General features: G+C 67.6%; 13 protein-coding genes and 1 pseudogene. 10 read left to right on the top strand and 4 right to left on the bottom strand.

All coding sequences use genetic code 11. The annotated features are described in order from the left end of the window. Positions 1-13: 13 nt before the first annotated feature. Together ACWGO0_RS07340 and ACWGO0_RS07345 are read right to left on the bottom strand one after the other, a co-directional pair. Positions 14-196 (bottom strand): DUF397 domain-containing protein, encoded by a 183-nt coding sequence (locus tag ACWGO0_RS07340; protein WP_453529384.1) that lies wholly within the window; start codon positions 194-196, stop codon positions 14-16. Further along, positions 196-1041 (bottom strand): helix-turn-helix domain-containing protein, encoded by an 846-nt coding sequence (locus tag ACWGO0_RS07345; RefSeq protein WP_453529387.1) that lies wholly within the window; start codon positions 1039-1041, stop codon positions 196-198. Before ACWGO0_RS07345 ends, ACWGO0_RS07340 begins: the two co-directional genes overlap by 1 nt. Before the next feature lie 172 nt (positions 1042-1213). Here ACWGO0_RS07345 and ACWGO0_RS07350 point away from each other — a divergent pair, with 172 nt between their 5' ends. Together ACWGO0_RS07350 and ACWGO0_RS07355 are read left to right on the top strand one after the other, a co-directional pair. Further along, complete coding sequence (locus tag ACWGO0_RS07350; RefSeq protein ID WP_453529390.1) at positions 1214-1903, top strand: ATP-binding protein; 690 nt, start codon at positions 1214-1216, stop codon at positions 1901-1903. Positions 1904-1999: 96 nt separating this feature from the next. Then, on the top strand, positions 2000-2983 hold the full coding sequence (locus ACWGO0_RS07355) for a YDG/SRA domain-containing protein (protein ID WP_453529393.1): 984 nt from the start codon (positions 2000-2002) through the stop codon (positions 2981-2983). On the opposite strand, the gene ACWGO0_RS07360 is transcribed toward ACWGO0_RS07355, so the two are convergent. Beyond that, entirely contained in the window at positions 2980-6117 is a 3138-nt protein-coding gene (locus ACWGO0_RS07360) for a DUF3427 domain-containing protein (protein WP_453529396.1), read from the bottom strand. The two genes, ACWGO0_RS07355 and ACWGO0_RS07360, sit on opposite strands and share 4 nt — an antisense overlap. A 256-nt stretch (positions 6118-6373) precedes the next feature. Between ACWGO0_RS07360 and ACWGO0_RS07365 the strand changes: the two genes are divergently transcribed. Genes ACWGO0_RS07365 through ACWGO0_RS07375 form a run of 3 tightly spaced genes read left to right on the top strand, consistent with a single transcriptional unit; the run spans position 6374 to position 11210 of the window. After that, on the top strand, positions 6374-6886 hold the full coding sequence (locus tag ACWGO0_RS07365; protein ID WP_453529399.1) for a hypothetical protein: 513 nt from the start codon (positions 6374-6376) through the stop codon (positions 6884-6886). Positions 6887-6891: 5 nt separating this feature from the next. After that, positions 6892-9747, top strand: a complete 2856-nt coding sequence (locus tag ACWGO0_RS07370) for a caspase family protein (RefSeq protein WP_453529402.1) — start codon at positions 6892-6894, stop codon at positions 9745-9747. A 2-nt stretch (positions 9748-9749) separates the two neighbouring features. After that, positions 9750-11210, top strand: coding sequence for an extracellular solute-binding protein (locus tag ACWGO0_RS07375; protein WP_453529405.1), 1461 nt, complete (start codon positions 9750-9752; stop codon positions 11208-11210). A gap of 20 nt (positions 11211-11230) precedes the next feature. Here ACWGO0_RS07375 and ACWGO0_RS07380 read toward each other — a convergent pair whose 3' ends face one another. Beyond that, a complete protein-coding gene (locus ACWGO0_RS07380; RefSeq protein ID WP_453529408.1) occupies positions 11231-12238 on the bottom strand; it encodes an SEC-C domain-containing protein in 1008 nt (335 codons plus the stop codon). 107 nt (positions 12239-12345) lie between these two features. Here ACWGO0_RS07380 and ACWGO0_RS07385 point away from each other — a divergent pair, with 107 nt between their 5' ends. The 5 genes and pseudogenes from ACWGO0_RS07385 (at position 12346) to ACWGO0_RS07405 (ending at position 19234) form a co-directional block, all read left to right on the top strand. Further along, complete coding sequence (locus ACWGO0_RS07385; RefSeq protein ID WP_453529411.1) at positions 12346-13164, top strand: class E sortase; 819 nt, start codon at positions 12346-12348, stop codon at positions 13162-13164. Between the two features lie 146 nt (positions 13165-13310). Then, a pseudogene (locus tag ACWGO0_RS07390) lies at positions 13311-13475 on the top strand (sodium:solute symporter family protein); the annotation flags it as partial. A gap of 201 nt (positions 13476-13676) precedes the next feature. Continuing rightward, complete coding sequence (locus ACWGO0_RS07395) at positions 13677-15863, top strand: discoidin domain-containing protein (protein WP_453529414.1); 2187 nt, start codon at positions 13677-13679, stop codon at positions 15861-15863. Positions 15864-15935: 72 nt separating this feature from the next. After that, a complete protein-coding gene (locus ACWGO0_RS07400; protein ID WP_453529417.1) occupies positions 15936-18101 on the top strand; it encodes a discoidin domain-containing protein in 2166 nt (721 codons plus the stop codon). Between the two features lie 47 nt (positions 18102-18148). After that, positions 18149-19234, top strand: a complete 1086-nt coding sequence (locus ACWGO0_RS07405) for a DUF1996 domain-containing protein (protein WP_453529420.1) — start codon at positions 18149-18151, stop codon at positions 19232-19234. The last annotated feature ends 90 nt before the right edge of the window (positions 19235-19324 follow it).

The following is a 19324-nucleotide window of genomic DNA, read 5'->3' on the forward strand; positions in this document are numbered from 1 at the left end:
AGGCGCGAGTGGCCTACTGCCTCAGAGTCGCCACGAACTCCGCCCAGGCGCTGGTGTGTACGGAAACGCAGGCCCCTTCGGGGCGCTTCGAGTCCCGTACGCCGACGAAGGTGTCCAGGTCGGCTACCTCGACACACTCAGTTCCACTTCCACCGCTGTACGACGACTTGAACCAGTGCACGCGTTCGGTGTCCATCAAAGCTCCCCAATGACCCGATTCAGGAGCGCGGCAGACTGGTCGATATCCAACGCCTGCGCACGCAGGTACTCGAACGCCAACCTATAGCGCGCCAGTTCCTGGGGCTTCTCCATGAAGAGCCCACCGCCGATGATGTCCACGTACACGACATCGAGTTCGGGTGCTGGGCCGCCGAGAATGACGAAGCTGCCGACCGCCGCGGCGTGGGCGCCCGCTGCGAACGGCAGTATCTGAACGGTGATGTGTGGCTCGGCTGCTTGCTCGCTGAGGTGCCGCAACTGCTCGCGCATCACCCCGTGTCCACCCACCATGCGCCGGATGACTGCCTCGTCAATCACGGCCCAGATGTGCGGAGGCTCGGCGCGAGTAAGGAGCTCCTGCCGTTTCATGCGGATGTCCACCATGTGGTGGATCTCTTGGTCCGTGCATCTCATCTCTGAGGCGCGGTGCACTGCCTCCGCGTAGGCACGTGTCTGGAGGAGCCCTGGCACGTACATGCACGCGTAGTGGCCCTCGCTGACCACTTCATCTTCGAGGGTCAGCATGAGGTTCATTGATTCGGGAATCGGGTCAGCGAGTGATCGCCACCAACCCTGAATGCGCGCTCCCTTGGCCAAGTCGACCAGCGATGCACGTTCCTGGTCTGAAGCGCCGTACTCACGGCAGAGAGCATCAACGGCTGGCCACTTGACCGTGCCTTCCTTTGTCTCGTATCGACTCAACGTCGCCTTTGAGATGCCGACTCGAGCCCCCGCCTCCTCCAATGTGAGGCCTTTGCGCTCTCGGAGGCGGCGCAGATCTGCGCCGAGCTGGCGTCTACGAGTAGTTGGTCCGACTGGCATGGCCGTCCTTCGTGTTGATCCTCAGAGGGTGCATGGTGCGGAGCGCTCCGAGCAAGGCAGCGCACACCGGGGGCGCGCGCCAACGCTCGTGCTCCTGTAAGCCGTTGGTGAGAGTTCCAAAATGAGAGTTCCACTGTCACTGTATTGATGAGAGCGGACACGTTGGGTGACCGTGAGTGCTGTGGGAGTGGTGATTGAGGTGGATGAATGTTGCTTTGGTGTCGTCAGGAAGGCGTGGGATCTGCCCTTCCTGGCTGAGGCAGAAGAACTAGCCGGCCTGCGCCGAGTGATGAGGCTGCACCTGGAGCTCTGGGGCCTGCCTGGCGTGGTGCACGCTGCGCAGCTCTGCGTCACGGAACTGGCTGCGAACGTCATCAGGCACGTTGGGCCTGGCACGCCGACGTGTCTGACGGTTGCAATGAACGGCAGCCACCTCCGAATCGAGATGAGCGACCCTGACACGCGCGCACTACCCACCCTCATTGAGGCAGCCGACATGGCCGAGGAGGGGCGAGGGCTCGCCCTTGTAGATGGCGTTTCCGAGCGGTGGGGCGTCATCCTTCGCGGCGACTCCAAGGTCACCTGGTGTGAACTGGCTACTGGCCTTCTCTCGCCTGTGGGTCATGTGGGTGGACCGCGTGTGGCGAAGGCGGAAGCAGTCCTGGGTCTTGTCCAGTTGAGGGCTGAGTCGGAGGCCGATGCCTACGCGCCTGGTCGGCTGAGTGCGGTAAGGGCGGAGGAGGCTGCAATCGGCCTCATCACTGATCTCCTTCACTGGCTACGAGCTCACGGGTGTGACCCAGATGAGGCGCTGGATCGCGCACAAACTCACTTCGAGGCCGAGTTGGCCGAAGTCGGCTGAATTGATTTCAGTCAGGTTCCGACGGCTTTCGGCCGCACGTGTCAGCTGGCCGTACATGTTGATCAAGTTCGCTATCCCTGGCGGCAGCATGTCCGCATGGCTGCATACAGAGCGACCTTCGGACATGTGAACGACGTTCTCCCCGGTACTCAGTTCGAGTCACGACGAGCTGTCAAGGATGCCCAGCTTCACAAGGAGAGTGAGGCGGGCATCTCGTGGGGCCGCGACGAGCAGGATGAGCGGGCAGCTGACGCGATCGTCCTCAACAACGGCTACGAGGACGATGTGGATGGCTGGGACGAGATCACGTACACGGGGGCTGGCGGGCAAACCCGGAACTCCAGCCGACAGACGTCAGACCAGACCTGGGAGAATAAGGGAAATGCGAGTCTCCGGCGGAGTCGAATCAAGGGGAACTGCGTTCGTGTCATTCGAGGCAGCGAGGGTGAGCCGGGCTACTCGCCGGCCTCGGGCTATCGCTATGACGGCTTGTACGAGGTTGTAGCCGACTGGTCAGAGGTAGGCAGGGCTGGGTTCCAGATCTGCCGGTTCACGCTGCGCCGCCTCCCGGCCGCGCGGCAGGAACTCACCTCAATCGAACAGCAGGTCCAAGACATGCTCGATCGACGAGGGCAGGGATCGACCGACGATCGGGGCGAAGATGACACCGCTCCTACGAGGCGGACTACAACGGTCGAGCGCATCGTTCGCGACACCGCAGTCGTCCGACGCGTGAAGCGATGGCACGGATTCGCATGCCAGGTGTGTGGTCTCGCCCTGACTATTGGCGCTGACGGCAGAAGCTATGCAGAGGGTGCACATATACACGCCCTCGGCGGGGTAGACGGCGGGCCGGATGTGGATGGCAACGTCTTGTGTCTATGCCCCAATTGCCATGTGCAATTGGATCGAGGAGCCATCTACTTGACTGATGACCTGCACGTAGTGAACCGATTTGCCGCGGAGGGAACCCCACGGCGCGTGCCTCTGCGGACTGTGGCACAGCACCGCATAGAGGAACGATTCATACGGGCCCATCGCCGCTTCTGGCGGATACAGGGACTGACTCTCGATTCTTAGCCGGCGGCGATGGCGGAGTAGGTCAGCACATCCGCAGGGATCTCATGGCGAAGTTTCCAGACGATGCCCATGGGCTTGCTGCCCTTGTGCTTCACGTACTCGGCTGGGCCAAGCAGCATCCACGGCTGGGGGCCACCGATGTCCGTCTTCTTGTAGCGGCGGACGAAGAGGAGAACGTGGGAGTCCTTCTCCTTGTGGGTCTGGTAGCGGACGCCGGTGGGGGAGGTCTCAGACGTTTGGTTCTGAGACTCCCAGTGGAACAGCGAGTCGTTGAGGGCGTAATCCTTGTAGCGAGTCTCTGGAGAGAAGTCCTTCTCATCCTTTTCGAGGGTGATGAGCAGGGCGTCGGTTTGGATGTTCTCGCACCACTTCACGCCCTCCCGGAAGTGCCCAGGCATGAAGCTGTCCACGGTGGACTGACCCAGGGCGGGGAGGATTTCTTCCCTGCTATACGAGGCGTGGACCGTCAGCGGCAAGCCGGCGTGTGTGCCGAGTAGCGGGACGGGGACATGGTCCGCCTGGTCCAGGACATGGGCGAGGGCTTGGCGTAGTTCGTCTCGGAAGGCTTGTTGTGGGCGGAGGGTGTCGAAACCGGCCTGGTAGCTGGTGAAGGTTCCTCCCAGCGGCCACAGAGAGAAGAAGAACATCCGGGCGTATGCCTGATCTTGGCTGCCGAGCTCTTCGTACGTCGGGGCGTCGTCGGCGACGAGTTTCGCGTACGCGGTGGCGCGCAGCGGATCATCCACGTGCAGGAAGGCTGATACGCGCTTGAGCAGAGCCTCCTCGCCTTCGGGGCCCTTCGCATTGAGGAGCTTTGCGCGACGGAGCAGTCCCGTCCAGGAGTTCCCGTTGCCTCGGTAGAGCTCCTTGAGCTCTCGGCCGCTCTCCCGCAGATAGTCGGCGAGGAGCGGCTCGGCGTAAGACGCCACCTCGCGGGCAAGCTGAGTGACGTTGACCCCGATCTGGTTGCGAATGTTGTCGATGATCAATTCCTTGGCCTTTGTCTCAAGGATGATCTGGCAACCAGAGGGCAACTGAGGGAAGTCGTGCTCGACGCTCGCGAGGAGTCGATTTCGCGTCAGGTTGGTGAGGGCATGGAACTGGTCCTCGAAGCGGAATTCCTTGCGGTGCTGCCCGATGAAGTCCAGGACGGTGAGGACAGCTTTTCCTTCGGTTCGACGCAGGCCGCGGCCCAGCTGCTGCAGGAATACTGTGGCGCTGGAGGTCGGGCGGAGCAGGAGCAGAGTGTCGACGTCGGGGATGTCTAGGCCCTCGTTGAAGAGGTCGACCGAGAAGATGACCTGGAGTGCACCTGTTCTCAGCTCATCCAGCGCTGCCTTACGGACCTCCCTGGGGCTCTCTCCGGAGAGTGCAACAGCGGCGAGGCCCGCCTGGCGGAAGAAGTCGGCCATGAAGTGTGCGTGTGCGACGGAGACGCAGAACCCCAAGGCCCGCATGGCGCCCGGATCAGCGATCTTGTCCTTCACGGCCTGAACGACGAGCCTGGCGCGAGCATCGTTGCCTGTGAAGAGATTGCTGAGGGCCGTTGAGTCGTATGCTCCGCGCTTCCATGTGACGGCACTCATGTCGGTGTTGTCGGTGATGCCGAAGTAGTGGAACGGGCTGAGGAGGTCGTTCTCCAGGGCCTCCCACAGTCGCATCTCGGCGGCGATCCGGCCGTCGAAGAACTCATCCTGAATGTTCAGACCATCCATGCGCTCGGGAGTGGCCGTGAGGCCGAGAAGCTCCAGCGGAGTGAAGTGGTCCAAGAGCCTGCGGTAGGTGGGCGACGTTCCGTGGTGGAACTCGTCGATCACGATCACATCGAAGTGGTCTGGAGCGAAGCGTTCCAGTGCGCGCGGGTTGAGGGACTGGACGCTCGCAAATACGTGGTTCCAGTTGTCGGGAATCTCTCCAGTGAAGAACAGCTCACCGAAGTTCGCGTCGATCAGGACATTCTGGTAAACGCGTAGGGACTGTTCGAGGATCTCCTTGCGGTGAGCCACGAACAGGAGGCGGGGATCGCGGCCGAGCTGCTGCCGTAGGCGCTTGTAGTCCAGCGCGGCCATCACGGTCTTGCCAGTGCCTGTCGCAGCAACCAGAAGATTGCGGTGCCGATCGTGCACAGTGCGCTCGACTTCTAGACGCTCGAGCATGTCGCGCTGATGGGGGTAGGGGCGGACTTCCAGACCGGAGAGCGTAATGCTGTTTCGGACTTGGTTGCTGGTGCCGCTTGCGTGTGACAGCGCTTCGTCGAGCCGCTGAGCATCACGGTCTGGGTCGTATGCCTCGAAGGCTTGTTCGCTCCAGTAGGCGTCGAACGTTGCCTCGAACTTGCGTAGGACGGAGGGTGTCGCGACGGACGACAACCGTACGTTCCATTCGAGGCCGTCGAGGAGTGCTGCCTTGGACAGGTTGGAGCTGCCTACGTACGCCGTGTCGAAGCCACTGTCCCGGCGGAAGAGCCATGCCTTGGCATGGAGGCGGGTGGAGCGAAGCTCGTAGTTGACCTTCACCTCGGCGCCGAAGTCCTGAACCAACCGGTCCAATGCGCGACGTTCTGTGGCGCCAATGTAGGTCGTTGTGAGCACGCGAATAGGGACGCCGCGCTCCCGTGCGGACGCTAGCGACTGCTCAAGGACGCGCAGCCCGTGCCACTTCACGAACGCGCAGAGGAGATCAACGCGGTCGGCAGTAGCCAACTCGGCGCGAAGCTCGAAACCGAGGCTTGGATCTTCAGGTGAGTTGGTGATGAGCGCGGTGTCGGAGAGCGGAGTGGCAGGGCGAATCGCGTAGACGCCAGGAGCCTCTTGCTCCGCCACTGCGAGCAGTTGGCGCGGGCCATCGACGACGAGGTCTACCCACTGGGTCGCGCCCTCGATGGTATTCAGGGACTCCAAGATGTGGTTGGCGGCCAGGACCTGTTCCGCAGGTGAGAGGCGCTGAAGGACCTGCCGCACGGTGTTGCCAATGTGCCGGGACAGCACATGCGGGGTGGACTCCTGTCCGACGATCGCGTCGATGGAGCGCCAGCCAGTGGCATCGAACTCTTTCAATCGCTCTTCGAGCCGATGAGTGATGAGCGTTTCGTACAGCCCAGCAACTGGCGCCGCATCTGCGAAATCGTTGGGCATGGCCGAGTCCCCTCATCTCGTCACGTCGTTACGTGAGCAGTTGTATCAAGGGGTACTGACAGGAGCGCGGCTGCGATGCACCTTCAGGGGCAGACCAGATGGCGGCAACCTGGTGCCGCGTTGCCCCTGCACAGTCCCGAGCGCTGTCGTCAAAGCGGTGCTCTCTGTCAACTCCCGTGAAATAATGGCACGTTCAGGGACGGGATGTTCCAGGTCGCTTCAGGGTGACGGCAATGGCGCCGATAGGGGCAAGTGGATGACGGACGGGGCGGACGTGGGTGGGTCGGTGTCGGGGGAAGGGGCCGGGACTGTCGAGTTGCGGATCGGGGTCAGTGGGACGCACACGCGGCGTGATGATCTCGGCGCGCTGCATACCTGGCTGCTGAGTGCGCCCGACCTCGAAGAGGTGCGTGAAGCGCAACAGTTGGACGTCGGGCGGAAGGTCTCGGAGCACCAGACCGACCGGATGAGCGGTGAGCTGATCCAGGACATCGTCCTCGTGGTGTCCGTCGAGGTGGCTCGTAACGTCATCGACAAGGTGTGGCGGTCCGTGGAGACCTGGATTCGTAACCGGCGCCGGTTCGCCGACCCCGAGGAGACCCCCCGCGTCACCCTCGACGCGCCCACCACCGGGCCCGGGGCCGGGCTGGGGCGTGACACCGACCGGGAGGTCGGGGATGGGGACGGGGACGGGGAAAGGGGCGGTGGGGGCCGTGGGGAAGGTGGCGGGGGCCCGCGGCGTGGTGGCGACGAGGCCGGGGAGGTCTAGGCGTCGTGCCGCCGTACAGTGCGCGCGGCGACGAGGGCAGGGGTAAGCGGCATCGTGCGGTGATCGTCGGTGTCGAGCCCTACAGCGGGGACCGGAACGACCTTCCCGCCGTCCGGAGCAACCTCCGGCTGATGGCCGAGGCGCTGACCGCCGAGGGCACCGGTGTGCTCGATCCCGCGGATGTTGTCCTGGTTCCGGGGAACGATGGGCCCCGTGCCGTCGATCCGCTCCAGGTGCGTGCCGCGCTCAGCGCCGCCCGTGACGAGGTCGACGGGCTGCTCGTCGTCTACTTCGCGGGGCACGGCATCGTGCGTCCCGACGGCAGCGACCTGCATCTGCTGTTCACCCCCTCGCGGGTGACGCGGGACCGGCAGCACCCCTTCGTGGACGCGCTGTCCTGGCGCGACGATGTGATGCCTGAGCTCGCCCAGGCACGTGCGGACTGGGTCGTGGCGATCCTCGACTGCTGTTTCGCGGGCAACGCGCTGTACGCGTTCAATCCGGCCGTCGGGCAGAACTTCGCCCTGCTGACCGCGGCGGAACCGGGCGTGGAGATCCCGCCCGGCGACCCCTCGGTCGGTACGGAGTTCACCGTCCGGCTGCACCGGCTGCTGACCGGGCGTGGGGCGGCTGATGAGCCGGCCACGTTCACTCGGCTCGTCACCGAGATACGGGAGGCCATGGCGCCCCTCAAGGCCGTCGACGGGCACCGGTGGATTCCCGATGAGCGGCGGCACGGGGACGATGTGCTGCTCGCCTGTCCGGGGGGTGGGGGGAGTGGTCTGCTGTTCACAGACGACGGGGCAGATGAGGGGGAAGGGGTAGGTGGTCGGGACGGTGTGGGGAGTGCGGGGCCGTCTGGTGTGCTCCCCTCCGGCGGAGGGCAGCGCTGGTTACGGCAGCCCCGTCGTTGGCTTCGGGTGCCGGGCTCCGGTCCTGTACGCCGTTGGATGCGACGCTCGCCGCGTGGGCGGATGGGTGTTCTCGTTCTTGCGGGCGTTGTCGCCGTCGCCGGGGTCGGTACGTGGTTGTTCGGGGATCTGCCGGGCGGGGCGCCCCGCGTCTGCCCGCCCGCCATGGAACTGCGTGTGCTGACCGATCCCGACCTGCGGTCCACCGTCGAGAAGGCGGCGGACGCCTACATGGAGCGCGGGAACGGCTGCCGGTCCGTCGGGATCACCACGTACGACGCCAAGGCCACCGACGCCGTGGCCGCCTTCCGGGCCTCGTCCCTCTGGCAGGACCCTCCCGCCACCTGCCCCGCGACCGGTGACTGTCTGCGGCCCCAGCGCGATGTGGGCGCGCAGCCGGACATCTGGATTCCGGCGGCCGGGAGCGCCTGGCGCCGGGTGATGGACGGTGCGGAGGAGGCGGAGGAGGCGGGGGCGGAGAGCGAGGGAGGGAGTGCCGCTGCTTCGGGCGGCAGTGACGGTTCCCAAAGGGGTGCTGGAGTGGACGTCGGGGAACGCGTTGTGAGTTTTGAGTCCCTGGGGTCCGTCGCCTATACGCCGATGGTCCTCGCCGTGCCCGTCAGCATGCCCCTGGCCGATGCCGCGCGGACCGGCAATCCGCTCGGTTCGATCATCTCCGCGCTGCGTGACACGCAGCAGCCGGAACGTCCCGCCTCCGTGCTGCGGCCCGACCCCGAAGGTACCGACGGGGCTCTGCTGGCCACCGAGGCGCTGTACGCCTCACCGGATTCCGGGCAGGCGTCGTCCCTCGAACAGAGCATGGTCCAGGCGCTGCGGCCGATGCCCGGCACCGCCAGGGAGCTGATGTGCGCGCTGGCCGACGGCTCCCGCAACGACCTGGAGGACACCGCCGCCGTCCTCGTACCGGAACAGACCATGGCCCAGTTCAATCTGTTGCCCAGTGACCTCGGCCGCCCGGCCTGCGCGAGCGAGACCCTGGCCACACGCACCGCCCACTACCCCTCCGACGTACCGGTGCTGGATCTGCCGTTCCTCCGCGTCACCTGGGACCAAGCGGGTGGGGACGCCGACGCGCGCAGGACGGAGGTGCAGCGCTTCCACAAGTGGCTGGTCGAGGCGCCGGAGGCGCAGAAGCTCTTCACGCAGGACGGGTTCCGCGGCGTGAAGGACGGCAAGCCCGCACCGCCCGACGCGAACTCGCCGCTCGCGACGGATCTCAACAAGACAGCCGTACGCGAATCGATTCCGCCGACGGGTGAGAGCAGGTCCACCGCCGCCTCGCTCGGCGAGACCCTGCGCCGCTACCGGCAGGCGCTCGGTCCCGGCCGGGTGCTGTATCTCCTGGACAACTCGACCTCGATGGCAGACAAACGGCTCTGGGACGGCTCCGGGCGCGCCAAGGAGCTGGTGACCCGGTCGATGAGTTCGCTGGGTGCGGGCGACGCCTACGGGGTGTGGTCGGTCGCTTCCAAGAAGGGTTCCAAGGAGGGTTCCGAGAAGGATTCCGAGAAGGGCGGGGACGTGGTCGCGTTCGGGCCGCACACCCGTACCGCCGCGCAGAAAGCCGTGGCCGCGGCCCCGACCGCCGACGTCGACGCGCGCATCGTCGACGGGCTCCGCGAGGGGCTCGGCACGCTGCGCGGCGGGCCCGCCGAGGACGATCCGCCGCGGCTCCTCGTCCTGGTCACCGACGACGAGGATTCCGCGGACATCGGGAAGCAGGAGGTGGCGGAGCTGGTCGCCGATGCCGAACGGGCCCCGCTGGTACGGGTCGTGGTGGTGTCGCTGCGCAGTGGTGGCTGTTCGTCCGGCCGGCTCAACGCGACGATCACGGAGGCGACCGGCGGGCGCTGTCTCGACCTGTCGGACGACATCGCGACCGAGCTGACCGCCGAGGTCGCCAAGACCGGTACGGGGGATGCGGAATGACCATGCGAGGGAGTCGAGGGCCCCGTCGTGTCCTTCTCGGCGTCGCGTTCGGCTGTCTGCTCGCCGTTTCCTCCGCCGCCTGTTCGGGCGGGCCCGACGGTACGCCCCAGCCGGACCAGGACGACAAGGAAGCCGCCCAGGGGCCGATCGTCGTCGCCAGCGGGCTCGATGTCACCGGGTCCGGCGGTGTGCGGCAGCAGCTCATAGAGGAGTGGAACCGGCGGCACGCGGGATCCGAGGCCCAGCGGGCCTCGCAGGCCAAGCTCGTCGAACTGCCCGGCGGCGCCGACCAGCAGCGCAGCCAGCTGCTCGGCGCGCTGCAGTCCGGGAGCGCCGGCTACGACGTGGTGAACCTCGACATCACCTGGATCCCCGAGTTCGCCGAGGCCGGGCTGATCCGTGCGATGCCCGAGGACGAACCCGTCGACCTCGACTTCATCAAGCGGGTCGACCAGACCACCCTCTGGAAGGGCCGTTCCTACGCCCGGGCCTTCAACACCGACGTCGGCCTCCTCTACTACCGCCCCGACCTGCTGGAGAAAGCCGGAATCCAGAAGAGCCGCCAGCCCACCCTCAACTGGAACTGGGACTCACTCAACGCCTCCATCAAGACGCTCGCGCTCAGCCCGGACCGGGGCGACGACCAGGCAGGCTGGACCACGCAGCTCAAGCAGTACGAGGGGCTCACCGTCAACGCCGTCGAGGCGTTCGCCAGCGTGGACGTCGAACTCGCCGACGAGGAAGGCACGTACGTGGCGACCGAGGCGGAGCTCAAGAAGGGTCTCGACGAGCTCCTCGAACGGGCCCACCACGAGCGGATACTGCCCAGCGCCGTCTCGTCGGACGAGCCGGCGACGCTGGCCGATTTCGCGGCCGGACGGGTCGCCTTCGTACGCCACTGGCCCTATGTGTACGGCGCGTTGAGCGGTCTGCTGCCGCCCGAGGCGTACTCCGTGAACCGGCTGCCCGGTAAATCCGTGCTCGGCGGGCAGAACCTCGCCGTCACCGCCGATTCGCCGCGCGCCGGGAAGGCCCGCGAACTCATCGCGTTCCTGACCTCGCAGGAGAGCGAACGCTGTCTGCTCGACGCGGGCTTCGCCGCCACCCGGGCCTCCGCGTACAACGGGGATTCCAAGCCCTGCTGGCCCCGCGTCGCCGCCGCGCTCCGCCCGGCAGGCGGCTCGCCGGGTGCCGCCACCGGAGGGCCGTCGTCCGCGCCGCCCTCCCCGGCGGGGGAGGGCGGCGCCAAGGGCCAGGGGGCGCAGGCGCGGGTCGCGTACACCTGGACTCTGAGCGAGGCGCTCAAAGACGCGGTGCAGCGGCCCCGTACGCCGTACTACGGGGCCTTCACCCAGGTGTTGCAGTCGTACGTGCACGACCTGCTGACCGCCGAATCACCGGACAGCGACAAGGTCGCCGCCGAACTGCACGACGCCCTGCGGGATGCCTTCGAAGGGCGGTGAGGCCCGGGGTGCCCCTTGCCCTACGCCACTCCGTGGCACGCCCGGTACGCCCGCTCCGAACCGCACCAGCACGCCGCACTCCGTGCCGGGGGCCACGGGATCGCGCGGCCCCGGGCGGCGAGGGTCGTGGCGTACTGGGGGAGCAGGTTCGTATCGGCCGGGGACGCGGCCTCCGAGGCGGCGAACGCCTCGTACGAGGGGACCGTGCCCGCGACGATGCCGAGGTTCGGCGTGCCCCCCGCGTGCAGGTCGCGCAGCGCGGCCTCCAGACGGGCCAGGTGCTCGGTGTGGGTGGTGTACTCCTCGGCCAGTGCCGGGTAGGCGCCGAGCAGTTCGGTCAGCTCGGCCTCCGGCCAGTGCAGGACCGCCACCGGGAACGGGCGCGACAACGCCGCCCGGTAGGTGCCCAGTTCGGCGCGGAGGCGGGTGATCTCGGCCTTCAGCTCGCCCGGGTCCGACGATCCGAGTGACCACAGACGCTTCGGGTCGTGGAGTTCGTCGAGCGGTACGTTCGCCGTGCTGAGGGCGTCGGCCAGTTCGTCCCAGGCGTCGTGGTCGTGGCCCATCAGCCTGCGTACGCGATGGCGGCCGGTCAGCAAGGACTGCGTGGCGTACGGGACTTCCTCGCCCGGTGCCAGGAGCAGCGTCAGCGCGGTCTGGAGGAAGTCGTGGGCCGCCTCCAGCTCGTCGTGGGCTTCCAGGGTTCCGGCGACGATCTCCCACGGGGCCGCCTGGAGCGGGCCCGCGACGCGGATTCCGTCGATGATCGCGCGGGCCTCGGCCTCGTGTCCGTACTCCCACAGGTTGGCCGCCTTGAGGGCTTTGACCAGATGCGGGTTGCCGGTGTCGGAGGCGGGTGCGCTGAGCAGTTCGTCGTAGAGGGTGGTGGCGCGGGCGCGGTCACCGGCGAGTTCCAGATGGGCCGCGGCCTGGAGGATCAGCGGCTCGTGGTCCTCGGGGTACTGCGCCGCGGTGCGCAGCAGGCGCTCGGCTTCGGTGATGTGGTCGGCAGGCGTGTCGGGGCGCATGAACCACACGGTACTGCCGTACGGGTGCTTGGGGAGAGAGCCCGCGGGTGGCGTGGGTGACGACACATGTCTGGTGGGTTACGGGGATTCCCCCTATCGTGCGGGCCGTGCGCGAGCGGATACCTGTGGTGGTGCAGCGGAACTCGCCAGGCCGGCGGGCCGCTGTGCGCGGCCTGTGGACGGGTGCCGAGCTGGTGGTGACGCTCGGCGTCGTGCTGCTGCTCCTCGTCGCGCATCAGCTGTGGTGGACCAACCGGCAGGCCCGTGAGGGCGCGGAGCGCGAGGTGCAGGCCCTGCAGCGGGACTGGGGGCAGGGGGCCGCGCCGGAAGTGCCGGAAGCGCCGGATGTGCCCGGTGCCGCCGACGCCGGATCGCCGGACGGCGTGGCGGGCGGCGGAGGCGGACAAGAGGGGGAACAGCGCGAAGAAGGGGAGGAGGCGGGGCGTCCTGGTCCCGCGCGTGCGGCTCCCCGCTGGGACCAGGCCTACGCCGTCATGCGCATCCCCCGGCTGGGCCTCACCGCACCCGTCGCCCAGGGCATCAGCAAGCGCGGCGTCCTCGACAAGGGGTACGTCGGCCACTACCCGCGCACCGCGCAGCCGGGGCAGGCGGGCAATTTCGCCGTCGCGGGACACCGCAACACCCACGGCGAGCCCTTCCGCCGCATCGACCGGCTGCGGCGCGGTGACCGGATCACCGTCGAGACCCGGGACGCCGTCTACACGTACACCGTCGACAAGAGCCTCGCGCAGACGTCGCCATCCGACAGCGGCGTCATCGCCGCCGTGCCGCGCAGCAATGTGCGCACCTCCGTCGGGTACAGCGCGCCGGGGTACTACCTGACGCTGACCACCTGCACGCCCGAGTTCACCTCCCGGTACCGGCTGATCGTGTGGGGCAAGCTGACCGCGATGCGTCCGAGTTGAAGCTCTCTCCCCTGTGAACGGGGGAGATTCCCGCCTACCTTGCGATGGCAGGTTTGACGCCGTGCGAAGCGCGCCTGACGACTGCCCTCCCGGCAGCCGGATCGAGCGCGTGGCCCGACCGGTATCGGTGAAGCACGGTGCACGCGGTCGCCGTGGTCTGCGTGCTCGTTTTCACCGGGAACGACCCCGTGTGGGGTGTGAACGCGGGGCTCGTGGCGCTAGCGGCGAATCTGGCGGTGGCGCTGGTGGTGACGTTCGCGGGGGCGCGGGACGCGGACGAGCGGCCGGACGCGGAGGTGCTGGCGCGCTAGGGCCTGTCCGGCGGATCAGGGCCGGACAGGCCCTAGGCGCGTGAGTGTCCCAGTTGCCCAACGCGTGAGCGCCCAGCACGTGTTGCGTCTTAATGAAAGACGAAAGAAAAGTCCGGTCGGGGTTATTGACCGTGTGAACGGGGGCGGGCAAGGTTCCGGAGAGCGCTCTCCCATTCAGTCTTGTTTTCAAGGAGACCCCCCATGCCCGCACATGGCATACGTGTGGCCGCACCACCCCCCGGAACCGTTCGCCGAGGCATCGCAGGCACCGTCATCGGCGCCCTGGTCGGCACCCTTCTCGTCCTCCTCCCCGCCTCCGCCGCCCAGGCGGCGCCCGTGCTCCTGTCCCAGGGCAAGGCGGTGACGGCGTCGAGCGAGGAGAACTACGGCACCCTCGCCGCCTCCGCCGTCGACGGCAACGGCGCCACCCGCTGGTCGAGCGCCGCCTCCGACCCGCAGTGGCTCCGCGTCGACCTCGGCGCGACCACCCAGGTCAGCCAGGTCGTCCTGGACTGGGAGACGGCGTACGGCAAGGGCTACCGCATCGAGCTCTCCACCAACGGCACCGACTGGTCGACCGCCTACCAGACCACCACGGGCGACGGCGGCACGGACACCGTCAGCATCACGGGCGAGGCCCGCTACATCCGGATGCACGGCACCGCGCGCGCCACCCAGTACGGCTACTCGCTCTGGGAGTTCAAGGTGTACGGGGAGACAGGCACCGGCGGCCCGCAGCTGCCCGGTGGCGGTGACCTCGGCCCCAACGTGCACGTCTTCGACCCGTCGACCCCCGGCATCCAGGCCAAGCTGGACGAGGTGTTCCAGCAGCAGGAGTCGGCGCAGTTCGGCAGCGGCCGGCACCAGTTCCTCTTCAAGCCGGGCACGTACAACAACCTCAACGCCCAGATCGGCTTCTACACCTCGGTCTCCGGCCTCGGCCTCAAGCCCGACGACACCACCATCAACGGTGACGTGACCGTCGACGCCGGCTGGTTCAACGGCAACGCCACCCAGAACTTCTGGCGTTCGGCGGAGAACCTGGCCCTCAACCCGGTCAGCGGCACCAACCGCTGGGCCGTCTCGCAGGCCGCCTCCTTCCGCCGCATGCACGTCAAGGGCGGGCTCAACCTCGCGCCGAACGGCTACGGCTGGGCCTCCGGCGGCTACATCGCCGACTCCAAGATCGACGGCCAGATCGGCAACTACTCGCAGCAGCAGTGGTACACCCGCGAAAGCTCGATCGGCGGCTGGTCCAACGGCGTCTGGAACCAGACCTTCTCCGGCGTCGAGGGCGCCCCGGCGACCGGCTTCCCGAACCCGACGTACACGACACTCGACACGACGCCGATCTCCCGCGAGAAGCCGTTCCTGTACCTCGACGGCTCCACGTACAAGGTGTTCGTCCCCGCCAAGCGCACCAACGCCCGCGGAGTCTCCTGGAACGGCACCCCGCAGGGCACCTCGATCGGCCTCGACAAGTTCTACGTCGTCAAGCCCGGCGCGACCGCCGCCACCATCAACCAGGCGCTGGCCCAGGGCCTGCACCTGCTCTTCACCCCCGGCGTCTACCACGTCGACCGGACCATCAACGTGGACCGTGCCGACACGGTCGTCCTCGGTCTCGGCCTGGCGACGATCATCCCCGACGGCGGGGTGACCGCGATGAAGGTCGCCGACGTCGACGGAGTGAAGCTCGCCGGATTCCTCATCGACGCCGGACCCGTCAACTCCCCGACCCTGCTTGAGCTCGGCCCGCAGAACTCCTCCGCCGACCACGCCGCCAACCCCACCAGCGTCCAGGACGTCTACGTCCGCGTCGGCGGCGCGGGCGCCGGCAAGGCCACCACGTCGATCGTCGTCAACAGCGACGACGCGATCATCGACCACACCTGGGTCTGGCGCGCCGACCACGGTGAGGGCGTCGGCTGGGAGACCAACCGCGCCGACTACGGGGTGCGGGTGTACGGCGACGACGTGCTGGCCACCGGCCTGTTCGTCGAGCACTTCAACAAGTACGACGTCGAGTGGTACGGCGAGCGCGGCCGGACGATCTTCTACCAGAACGAGAAGGCGTACGACGCGCCCAACCAGGCCGCCATCCAGAACGGCGACACCAAGGGGTACGCGGCCTACCGCGTCGACGACTCGGTGGACGTCCACGAGGGCTGGGGCATGGGCAGCTACTGCAACTACAACGTCGACCCGAACATCAGGCAGGACCACGGCTTCAAGGCCCCGGTCAAGCCCGGCGTGAAGTTCCACAGCCTGCTCGTCGTCTCCCTCGGCGGGATGGGCCACTACAACCACGTCATCAACAACACCGGGGCGTCGACGGTCCCGGCCGGCACGACCACGGTGCCGTCCAACCTCGTCTCCTTCCCCTGATTCCCGGGTGGCTGCCCTCGGCGCAGGCCGGGGCGGCCACCCTTCCCCCCACCCCACCCCCCAGGAGCCGCCATGCCCTCCCGTTCTCGCCCCCTGCGCAGACCCGCTCTCACCCTCACTCTCGCCGCCCTGCTCGCCACCTCCCTGACCGTCGTCGCCCAGCCCTCCACGGCACAGGCCGCCGACCCGCTCCTCTCCCAGGGCAAGCCCGTCTCCGCCTCCTCCAGCGAGGGCGACGGATACTCCGCCGCGCTCGCCGTCGACGGCGACCTCACCGGCACCCGCTGGGCCAGCCAGTGGTCCGACGCCCAGTGGATCCGGGTCGACCTGGGCAAGAAGGCCAACCTCAGCCGTGTCGTGCTCAGCTGGGAGGGCGCCTACGGCAAGGCGTACGAGATCCAGGTCTCCGACAACGGCACCGACTGGACCACCGCCAAGAAGGTCACCGACTCCGACGGCGGCACCGACGACCTCGCCCTCACCGGCTCCGGCCGCTACGTCCGGATGCTCGGCACCACCCGCGCGGGCGGCTACGGCTACTCGCTCTGGGAGTTCCAGGTCTACGGCGCCTACGGCGACTCCCCGCCCCCCGTCAGCGGCGGGGCGGTCGAGGTCACCGGAAGCCAGGGGGCGTGGCAGCTCACCGTCGGCGGACAGCCGTACACCGTCAAGGGGCTGACCTGGGGGCCGTCCGTCGCGGACGCCCCGAAGTACCTGCCGGACGTGAAGTCCATGGGCGTCAACACGATCCGCACCTGGGGCACCGACGGCTCCACCAAGCCGCTGCTGGACACCGCAGCGGCGAACGGCCTCCGTGTCGTCAACGGCTTCTGGCTCCAGCCCGGCGGCGGCCCCGGATCGGGCGGCTGCGTCAACTACGTCACCGACACGACGTACAAGAACACGATGCTCACCGAGTTCGCCAAGTGGGTGGACACGTACAAGAGCCATCCCGCCACGCTGATGTGGAACGTCGGCAACGAGTCGGTCCTCGGGCTCCAGAACTGCTACAGCGGTACGGAGCTGGAGGCGCAGCGCAACGCGTACACGTCCTTCGTCAACGACGTCGCGAAGAAGATCCACACCATCGACCCGGACCACCCGGTCACCTCGACCGACGCCTGGACCGGGGCCTGGCCCTACTACAAGCGCAACGCTCCGGACCTCGACCTGTACTCGATGAACTCCTACGGGGACATCTGCGGAGTGCGGCAGGACTGGATCGACGGCGGTTACACCAAGCCCTACCTGATCACCGAGGCCGGTCCGGCCGGTGAGTGGGAGGTGCCGGACGACGCGAACGGCGTTCCCGACGAGCAGACCGACGTACAGAAGGCCGAGGGGTACACCAAGGCGTGGGGCTGCGTCACCGGCCACCAGGGCGTCGCCCTGGGTGCCACGCTCTTCCACTACGGGACCGAGCACGACTTCGGCGGCGTCTGGTTCAACCTGCTGCCCGACGGGCTGAAGCGGCTGTCGTACTACGCCGTCAAGAAGGCGTACGCCGGATCGACGGCCGGTGACAACACCCCGCCGGTGATCACGAACATGAGCGTCTCGCCGGCCTCGGCCGCCCCGGCGGGCGGGGAGTTCACCGTGCGCGCCGACATCCGTGACCCGGACGGCGACCAGGTCGCGAACAAGATCTTCCTGAGCGGCAACTACGCCAACGGCGACAAGCGGCTGGTCGAGGCCCAGTGGCGGTCGACGGGCAACGGGACCTTCGCCGTGACGGCGCCGGAGAAGCTCGGTGTGTGGAAGGTGTACATCCAGGCCGAGGACGGACGCGGGAACGCCGGGATCGAGACCAAGTCGGTCAAGGTCGTCGCACCTCCCGTCGCCGGTACGAACGTGGCACTGAACAAGCCCACCACCGCCTCGTCCGCGCAGGCATCGTACGGGGACTGCCCGTGCCCGGCCACCAACGCGACGGACGGCAGGGCCGACACCCGCTGGGCCAGCGACTGGAGCGATCCGCAGTGGATCCAGGTCGACCTGGGCGGGCCCACGGCCGTCCGCAAGCTCCAGCTGGTCTGGAACCCCGCGTACGCCAAGTCCTACGAGGTCCAGGTCTCGAACGACGGCACCAACTGGCAGTCCGTCCACACCACCACCACGGGCAACGGGGACATCGACACGATCGACGTCTCCGCGACCGCCAGCCATGTGCGCCTCCAGCTGACGGCGCGCGGCACCGGCTGGGGCTACTCCCTCCACGAGTTCGGCGTCTACAGCTGACAGCGCCCGCACCAGCCCCCAACCCCCACCGAAAGGGCAGGAGAACCATGAGATTACGTACGAAACGGCTCCCCGCACTCCTCCTCGGCACCGCGCTCGTCGCCGGTGTCCTGGGCATCGGGACCATCGCGACCGCCGCCGATCCGGCCGCATCCGGCTCCCGTACGAGCACGACGGCCGCGGTCCACACCGGGCACACCATGGCGGTGTCCACCCAGGCATCGGGTGACGACGCCGACGGGGACGGCTACATACCGGCCGTGCCCCAGGTCACCGGCGTGACACCGTCCACGGCCAACCCGCCGCCGCGCTACTTCCACGAGTTCCAGGCCAACTGTTCCGTCACGCACACCGCGCCCGACGACCCGATCGTCTACCCGGGCCAGCCGGGCAAGTCCCACGACCACACGTTCATGGGGAACAGGTCCACGAACGCGAACAGCACCACCGACTCGCTCTACGGGGGCGGCACCACCTGCAAGGCCCCCGGCGACGCCTCCGCGTACTGGATGCCCTCGCTCTTCAAGGGCGAGCAGAAGATCCTGCCCGTCGGACCGCAGGTCATCTACTACAAGACGGGCGTCACCGACTACACCAGCGTGCGGCCGTTCCCCAAGGGGCTGCGGTTCGTGGTCGGCAACCCGATGCAGAGCGCGCAGGAGTTCCGCGACCACCCCGGCTGGGTCGAGGGCTGGGAGTGCGGGGAGAGCTTCAAGAACGTCGACTTCCCGTCGAACTGTCCCGCCGGCTCACAGCTCAATCTCCGTATGCAGTCGCCCAGTTGCTGGAACGGCCTGTATCTGGACACGCCCGATCACAAGAGCCATATGGCCTACCCGGTGATCAAGCAGGGGACGAACGACAACGTCTGTCCCACCAGTCATCCGGTCGCTCTGCCCATGGTCGAGTTCAAGATGGCTTTCCCGGCGGACGGTGACATGTCACAGGTCCGGTTGGCCAGTGGGCGGGGCTACTCCTTCCACTACGACTTCTTCAACGCCTGGGAGGAGCGCACCCTCAAGGCCATGGTCGACCACTGCATCGTGGGCGGCCTCCAGTGCGACCCCCGCGGCTACGACCAGAACAACCCGGAGCGGGGCGCGGTACTGAACGCGGAGTACCGACTGCCCTGATCCGGCAAGGGTCTGTCTGTCCGTGCCCGGCCGTTCCCTCCCCCTCACCGGAGGAGGGGGCGGCCGGGTTCTTCGTACGCAAGAAGGAGT

Source organism: Streptomyces sp. NPDC055749, assembly GCF_053617235.1.

Bases quoted from the DNA above. Each gene is read 5' to 3' on its own strand.
- ACWGO0_RS07400 (WP_453529417.1), top strand. From the start codon at position 15,936: ATGCCCTCCCGTTCTCGCCCCCTGCGCAGACCCGCTCTCACCCTCACT.
- ACWGO0_RS07375 (WP_453529405.1), top strand. From the start codon at position 9,750: ATGCGAGGGAGTCGAGGGCCCCGTCGTGTCCTTCTCGGCGTCGCGTTC.
- ACWGO0_RS07340 (WP_453529384.1), bottom strand. From the start codon at position 196: ATGGACACCGAACGCGTGCACTGGTTCAAGTCGTCGTACAGCGGTGGA.
- ACWGO0_RS07365 (WP_453529399.1), top strand. From the start codon at position 6,374: ATGACGGACGGGGCGGACGTGGGTGGGTCGGTGTCGGGGGAAGGGGCC.
- ACWGO0_RS07405 (WP_453529420.1), top strand. From the start codon at position 18,149: ATGAGATTACGTACGAAACGGCTCCCCGCACTCCTCCTCGGCACCGCG.
- ACWGO0_RS07345 (WP_453529387.1), bottom strand. From the start codon at position 1,041: ATGCCAGTCGGACCAACTACTCGTAGACGCCAGCTCGGCGCAGATCTG.
- ACWGO0_RS07355 (WP_453529393.1), top strand. From the start codon at position 2,000: ATGGCTGCATACAGAGCGACCTTCGGACATGTGAACGACGTTCTCCCC.
- ACWGO0_RS07360 (WP_453529396.1), bottom strand. From the start codon at position 6,117: ATGCCCAACGATTTCGCAGATGCGGCGCCAGTTGCTGGGCTGTACGAA.
- ACWGO0_RS07395 (WP_453529414.1), top strand. From the start codon at position 13,677: ATGCCCGCACATGGCATACGTGTGGCCGCACCACCCCCCGGAACCGTT.
- ACWGO0_RS07380 (WP_453529408.1), bottom strand. From the start codon at position 12,238: ATGCGCCCCGACACGCCTGCCGACCACATCACCGAAGCCGAGCGCCTG.